Raw genomic sequence first — 6199 nt, forward strand, 5'->3', positions numbered from 1 at the left:
ACCGGCGTCCAGCCCCTGGACCGGGTCATCTCCAGCGCCGGCGGCCCTGACCCTGGCTCGCTGGACGGCCTGGAACTGAAGGCCGCCCCCGGCGTGTTCGTGGCCGGCGAGATGCTCGACTGGGAGGCTCCGACCGGCGGCTATCTGCTGCAGGCCTGTTTCGCCACCGGCGTGGCGGCGGCGCGGCAGGTCCTGGCGCGGCTAGGTTAGGGAGCCTTCCACGCCATTTGCGGAGGTCTTGCGATCGCGGCTAGCCTAGCCCGCGTTTTCGCAGGGGAGGGGCCACATGGCGGACGAGAAGGTGAAGGGCCCGGCGTCCTATTTCCCGTCGATCGAGAAGACCTATGGGCGACCGGTCGCCGACTGGCAGGCCTTGGTCCGCGCGGGCTACCCGGCCAAACACATGGCCCTGGTGGCCATGCTGAAGGCCGAACATGGCCTTGGACACGGGCACGCCAACGCCATTGTCGCCCACACCCTGGCTCAGGATGGTCTGAAATAGGGGCCGGGGCCGGCAGGGACTCAGTTCTCCCGGATCGCCGTTCTTGTTCTCACGCAACGAACCAGGCGTTGTTACAGTTTATGGGGTCAGCGGGATAACCGCTCTAGCAAGGATCACGTCCATGACACGAGTTCTCGAAGGCAAGGTCGCCGTCATCACTGGCGCGGCCGGGGCGATCGGCATGGCGACCTCCAGGCTCCTGGCCGAGCGCGGCGCGACCGTCGTGGCCGTCGACAGGCCCGGAACCGACTGGTCCAAGCTGACGGCCGCCTTGCCCCAGGGCTCACGGCTGGTCACGGCCGAGGCCGACGTCACCGACGAGGCGTCGGTCAAGGCCTATGTCGACAAGGCCAAGGCCGAGTGCGGCCGGATCGACATCTTCTTCAACAACGCCGGCGTCGAAGGCCCCGTCCAGCCGATCGAATCCTATCCCCTGGACGCCTTCATGCAGGTGCTGGGCGTCAACGTGGCCGGGGTGTTCCTGGGACTGAAATATGTGCTGCCGGTGATGTACGCCCAAGGCGCGGGCAGCATCATCAACACCTCCAGCGTCGCCGGCCTGACCGGCGCGGCCGGCATGGCCGGCTATTGCACGTCCAAGCACGCCGTCGTGGGCGTCACGCGCGTGGCGGCGATCGAAGCTGCGTCCAGGGGCGTGCGGGTCAATTGCGTCAATCCCGGCCCGATCGAGAGCCGGATGATGCAGTCGATCAACACCGGCCAGTCGGGCGACCCCAAGCTCGCCCATGAGCAGATCAGCAACGCGGTGCCGGCCAAGCGCTATGGCACGCCCGAGGAGGTCGCGGGCCTGGTGGCCTTCCTGGCCTCCGACGACTCGACCTATTGCAACGGCGGCGTCTACACCGTCGACGGCGCGCTGACCGCCGCCTGACCGACCCGGTCCCGGCGCGGCCTGCTGGCCGCGCTGGGCGCTTCGTGTCGGGCCCTGTTGATATCCCGCCCCAAACCGTCTATACGCCGCCCCTTCTCCGTCGGGTTCGCCCGGCGAAGACCTGTTTGTGAACAGCGGGGCGTGGGGTCACCAACGCCGTAACTGAGGAAGAGCCCTTCCTCACCGTCGGGAGACAGGGATGGACAAGCCCACGCAATTCCTCCTGAAAACGGATGGGACGCGCGGCTGACTTTCCTTGGAACAGGCTGATGCAACTCGCGTGCGGGAGCGATCCCTCATGCGCCGCGCATTTGGCTGCCGGAATAGTCCGGCCGCTGTCATTGAGTAGGAGACCGCAATGGACCGCGCTCAAAAGCAGGAGTCGATCGAGGCGCTTAAGTGCGTTTTCGCCGGCGCCGGCGCTGTCGTCGTGACCCACTATACGGGCATGACCGTTGCGGAAATGACTGAACTGCGTGCCCGTCTCCGCAAGGAAGACGCCACGTTCCAGGTGGTGAAGAACACCCTCGTCCAGAAGGCCCTCGACGGCTCGATCGGTGAAAAGGGCGACGCCCTGTTTACCGGCCCGGTCGCCATCGCCTTCGGCAAGGATCCGGTCTCCGCCGCCAAGATCGTCACCCAGTACGCCAAGGAAAACGACAAGCTGAAGCTGGTCGGTGGCATCCTGGGTCAGACGACGGTTCTGGACGAAGACGCAGTGCGGGCGCTCGCCACGCTGCCGTCGCTCGACCAGATCCGTGGCAAGCTTATCGGCCTCATCCAGGCTCCGGCGACCAAGATCGCTGGCGTCCTGCAGGCCCCGGCTGGCCAACTTGCTCGCGTCTTCAACGCTTATGCGACCAAAGACGCCGCCTAACGGTCATCTCCGCGTACATCCCTCATTCGTTTAAGGAACTGAACCATGTCCAAGCTCGAAAAGCTGGTTGAAGAACTGTCGACCCTGTCGGTCCTCGAAGCCGCCGATCTGTCGAAGATGCTGGAAGAAAAGTGGGGCGTCTCGGCCGCCGCTCCGGTCGCCGCCGCCGCCGCCGTGGCCGCTGCTCCGGTTGAAGCTGCTGAAGAGCAAACCGAGTTCACCGTTGTTCTGACCGCCGGTGGCGACAAGAAGATCAACGTGATCAAGGAAGTCCGCGGCGTCCGTCCGGACCTCGGCCTGAAGGAAGCCAAGGACCTGGTCGAAGGCGCTCCGCAGAACGTCGTCGAAAACGTCTCCAAGCAAGTCGCCGAAGAAGTCGCCAAGAAGCTGACCGAAGCCGGCGCGACCATCCAAATCAAGTAAGTCACGCCGCGCCTCGGCGCGCGTGAGGCGGCCTGGCTCCGGCCAGGCGGCGGATGATGAAACGGCCCCGGGGGGAAACCTCCGGGGCCGTTTTTCGTCGCCCGCCAGGCGGCGGGAGCTTAGCCTTGACCGGATGTTAAAGCCTGCCATGTCTGATCCCCGCCGGTGACTTCCATCACTTTCGCCCAGGAGAATGGCTTTGACCCTTGTGGAGAAGCACGCGGTTCAGGTTTCCGGCCAGGGCGTGCGGCCGATGTTGTTTTCGCACGGTTTCGGCTGCGATCAGAATATGTGGCGGTTGGTCGCGCCGGCCTTCGAGGCCGATTTCAAGACCGTGGTGTTCGACCATGTCGGGGCCGGGCGTTCGGACCTGTCGGCCTATGATCGCGACAGGTACGCCTCGCTCAATGGCTATGCCGACGATGTCGTGGCCCTGTGCGACGCGCTGGACCTGAAGGATGTGGTGTTTGTCGGCCATTCGGTCAGCGCCATGATCGGCGTGCTGGCGGCCGCGCGCCGGCCCGGCCTGTTCAGCCAGATGATCATGATCTGTCCGTCGCCCCGCTATGTCGACGACGCGGACTATGTCGGCGGCTTCGCCCGCGCCGATATCGACGAGCTCCTGGAATTCCTCGACGCCAACCATCTGGGCTGGTCCTCGACCATGGCCCCGGTGATCATGGGAAATCCCGACAGGCCGGAACTGGCGGAGGAGCTGACGAACAGCTTCTGCACCACCGATCCCGACATCGCCCGGCAGTTCGCCCGCGTCACCTTCCTGTCCGATTCGCGTAGGGACCTCGCCGCGGTGGCGACGCCGACCATGATCATCGATTGCCTTGAAGACAGCATCGCCCCGCCCGTGGTGGGGCGCTATGTCCAGGCGGCCATCGCCGGCAGCGTTCTGACCACGCTGGACGCCACCGGCCATTGCCCGCACCTGAGCGCCCCCGAGGCGACGATCGCGGCGATGCGAGCCTATCTGGACGATCACGGACCCCGCGCCGGCTAGGGAAACGCGTGCCGCATCCGCCCCCCGCCGCTGGCTCGAATCTCGACGCGCTGTTCGACCTGGCGCCGTGCGGTCTGGCTGTGCTGAGTCCGGGCCATGTCCTGATCGCCTGCAACCGCTATTTCAGCGGCCTGGTGGGGCGATCGCCCGAGTCGATGATCGGTGTGACGCGCTTTCCCGGCCTGCTCACCGTGGCCGGGCGGATCTATTTCGAGACCCATGTCGCGCCGCTTCTGAAGATGCAGGGGCGGGTGGATGAGGTGGCTTTCGATCTGGTCACGGCCAGCGGCGCTCGGGAGCCGGTCCTTCTCAACGCCGAACTGATCGGCGAGATGGAGGGCGACCGGGGCGGCATTCGGCTGGCGGTCTTCCCGGCGTCGGACCGCCGGAAGTACGAGGTCGAGATTCTTAAGGCCCGGCGCGAGGCCGACGCGGCGCGCGAGGCGGCCGAAGCGGCCAGCAAGGCCAAGGACGACTTTCTGGCCAACATGTCGCACGAGATTCGCACGCCGCTCAACGCGGTGGTCGGCGTCGCCGGCGTCCTGGCGACGACGTCGCTGTCCACCCACCAGCGCGACATGGTGGGCATGATCGAGACCTCAGGCCTGCTGCTGGAGCGGCTGGTGTCCGACGTGCTGGATCTGGCCAAGATCGAATCCGGCCTGATGGCCCTCGAGGTCCGGCCCTTCGACCTGGAGGCCTGCATTCGGGGCATCGCCAACCTGATGGAGGTTCGCGCCGCCGCGAAGGGCGTGGCCTTCACCCTGCGCCTTGGCGAGGCGGCGCGGGGCCTGGTCCTTGGCGATGGGCTTCGCCTCCAGCAGGTTCTGGCCAACCTCCTGTCCAACGCCATCAAGTTCACGGCCGAGGGCGAGGTGAGCCTGACGGTGGACGTCGAGCCGGACGCTGCGTCCTCGACGCTGACCCGCCTGCGGGTGGCGGTGCGGGATTCCGGCATCGGCTTTGATGAGAGCCTGGCCGCCGGCCTGTTCGAACGCTTCAGCCAGGCCGACACCAGCATTACCCGCCGGTTCGGCGGCACCGGTATTGGCCTGTCGATCTGCAAGCAACTGGTGGATCTGATGGGCGGCCACATCGAGGTGCGATCGCGGCCCGGCGCGGGCAGCACCTTCAGCTTTGATATTCCGCTGGCGCGGCCAGCCGCCGAGGCCGCCTCCGCCCAGGCCTCCACCCAAGCGGCGAGCGCCCCCGAGGCGGTCGGTCTGTCGGCTGGGCCGGGGTTGCGGATCCTGCTGGTGGAGGACAACGACATCAACCAGGAGATCGTGGCCCTGATGCTCGCGCCACATCATGTGGAGCTCGAGATCGCGGACAATGGTCATCTGGGCCTTGAGTGCTTCCGGCGGCAGACCTTTGACCTGGTGCTGATGGACATGCAGATGCCGGTGATGGACGGGCTGACCGCCACCCGCGCTTTCCGCGCATTGGAAGCCGCCGACCCGACCCGCGTCCGCACGCCGATCGCGCTGCTGAGCGCCAACGCCATGGAGCAGCACCGCCTTCAGGGCGCGGAGGCGGGGGCCGACCTGCACATCTCCAAGCCGATCACGCCCGAAAGCCTGATCGCCGGCGTCCGTCAGGCCCTGCGGGCCGGCGGCGGCGACCGATCGGCCCGTCCCATCGCTTGAGCTTCCGCCCCGGGGCGGCCAGGCCCATCCCGATTTTGGCCGCCAGCGGCGCGAGGGTCAGCGCCGCGCGTGACGGGTGACGCCCGCGCAACGTCTCGCGCCCTCGGGGGTTACGGTAGCCAGGTTCGTGCCCATATCGAGCCTCCCCTTTCAAAACGCATCGAGGCCGCATGCACATCCTGATGGTTCTCACTTCGCACGATCGTCTCGGCGACACCGGCAAGAAGACCGGCTTCTGGCTGGAGGAATTCGCCGCGCCCTATTACGCCCTGACCGATGCGGGTGGGACGGTGGTCCTGGCCTCTCCGGCCGGCGGACAGCCGCCGCTCGATCCCAAGAGCGACGACGCCGACGCCCAGACCGACGACACGCGACGCTTCAAGGCCGATCCGGAGGCCCAGAAGGCGCTCGCCCATACGGTCATGCTGGCCGAGGTGAAGGCCGAGGACTTCGACGCCGTCTTCTATCCAGGCGGCCATGGACCTCTGTGGGACCTTGCGGAGGACGCCAAGTCGATCGCCCTGATCGAGGCGATGATCGCGGCCGGCAAGCCGGTCGCCGCCGTCTGCCACGCGCCGGGCGTCCTGCGCCACGTCAAGGGTCCGAACGGCGAGCCCCTGGTCAAGGGCAAGGCGGTGACCGGGTTCACCGACACCGAGGAAGCGGCCGTCGGTCTCACCGATGTCGTTCCGTTCCTCGTCGAGGCCGAGTTGAAGGCCCTGGGCGGGGTTTATGCCAAGGCCGGCGACTGGGCGCCTTTCGTTCAGACGGATGGCCTGCTGATCACGGGGCAGAACCCCGCGTCGTCGCGACCCGCGGCCGACGCCTTGCTGATGGCTCTGAA

The 6199-nt window shown here is 66.9% G+C and carries 8 protein-coding genes; all 8 read left to right on the forward strand.

All coding sequences use genetic code 11. The features are described 5' to 3' along the window. On the forward strand, positions 1-210 hold a 210-nt coding region (locus CSW58_RS06685; protein ID WP_201721596.1), incomplete at its 5' end, for an NAD(P)/FAD-dependent oxidoreductase. Between the two features lie 76 nt (positions 211-286). Next, on the forward strand, positions 287-502 hold the full coding sequence (locus tag CSW58_RS06690) for a DUF4287 domain-containing protein (protein ID WP_099446765.1): 216 nt from the start codon (positions 287-289) through the stop codon (positions 500-502). Between the two features lie 121 nt (positions 503-623). Then, on the forward strand, positions 624-1394 hold the full coding sequence (locus CSW58_RS06695; RefSeq protein ID WP_201721597.1) for an SDR family NAD(P)-dependent oxidoreductase: 771 nt from the start codon (positions 624-626) through the stop codon (positions 1392-1394). Between the two features lie 358 nt (positions 1395-1752). Beyond that, positions 1753-2271: a 50S ribosomal protein L10 gene (gene rplJ, locus CSW58_RS06700; RefSeq protein WP_099446766.1), complete on the forward strand. Its 519-nt coding sequence runs from the start codon at positions 1753-1755 to the stop codon at positions 2269-2271. A gap of 45 nt (positions 2272-2316) precedes the next feature. Beyond that, positions 2317-2694, forward strand: a complete 378-nt coding sequence (rplL, locus tag CSW58_RS06705; protein ID WP_099446767.1) for a 50S ribosomal protein L7/L12 — start codon at positions 2317-2319, stop codon at positions 2692-2694. A gap of 208 nt (positions 2695-2902) precedes the next feature. After that, the gene (locus tag CSW58_RS06710) at positions 2903-3706 is read left to right on the forward strand and encodes an alpha/beta fold hydrolase (RefSeq protein WP_236627692.1); all 804 of its coding nucleotides are present in this window, start codon (positions 2903-2905) and stop codon (positions 3704-3706) included. 8 nt (positions 3707-3714) lie between these two features. Beyond that, a complete protein-coding gene (locus CSW58_RS06715) occupies positions 3715-5355 on the forward strand; it encodes an ATP-binding protein (RefSeq protein ID WP_099446769.1) in 1641 nt (546 codons plus the stop codon). A 182-nt stretch (positions 5356-5537) separates the two neighbouring features. Beyond that, positions 5538-6199: type 1 glutamine amidotransferase domain-containing protein (locus CSW58_RS06720; RefSeq protein ID WP_236627691.1), on the forward strand; the 662-nt coding region annotated here is incomplete at its 3' end.

This window comes from Caulobacter sp. B11 (genome assembly GCF_002737765.1).
In the GTDB taxonomy this organism is placed as follows: domain Bacteria; phylum Pseudomonadota; class Alphaproteobacteria; order Caulobacterales; family Caulobacteraceae; genus Caulobacter.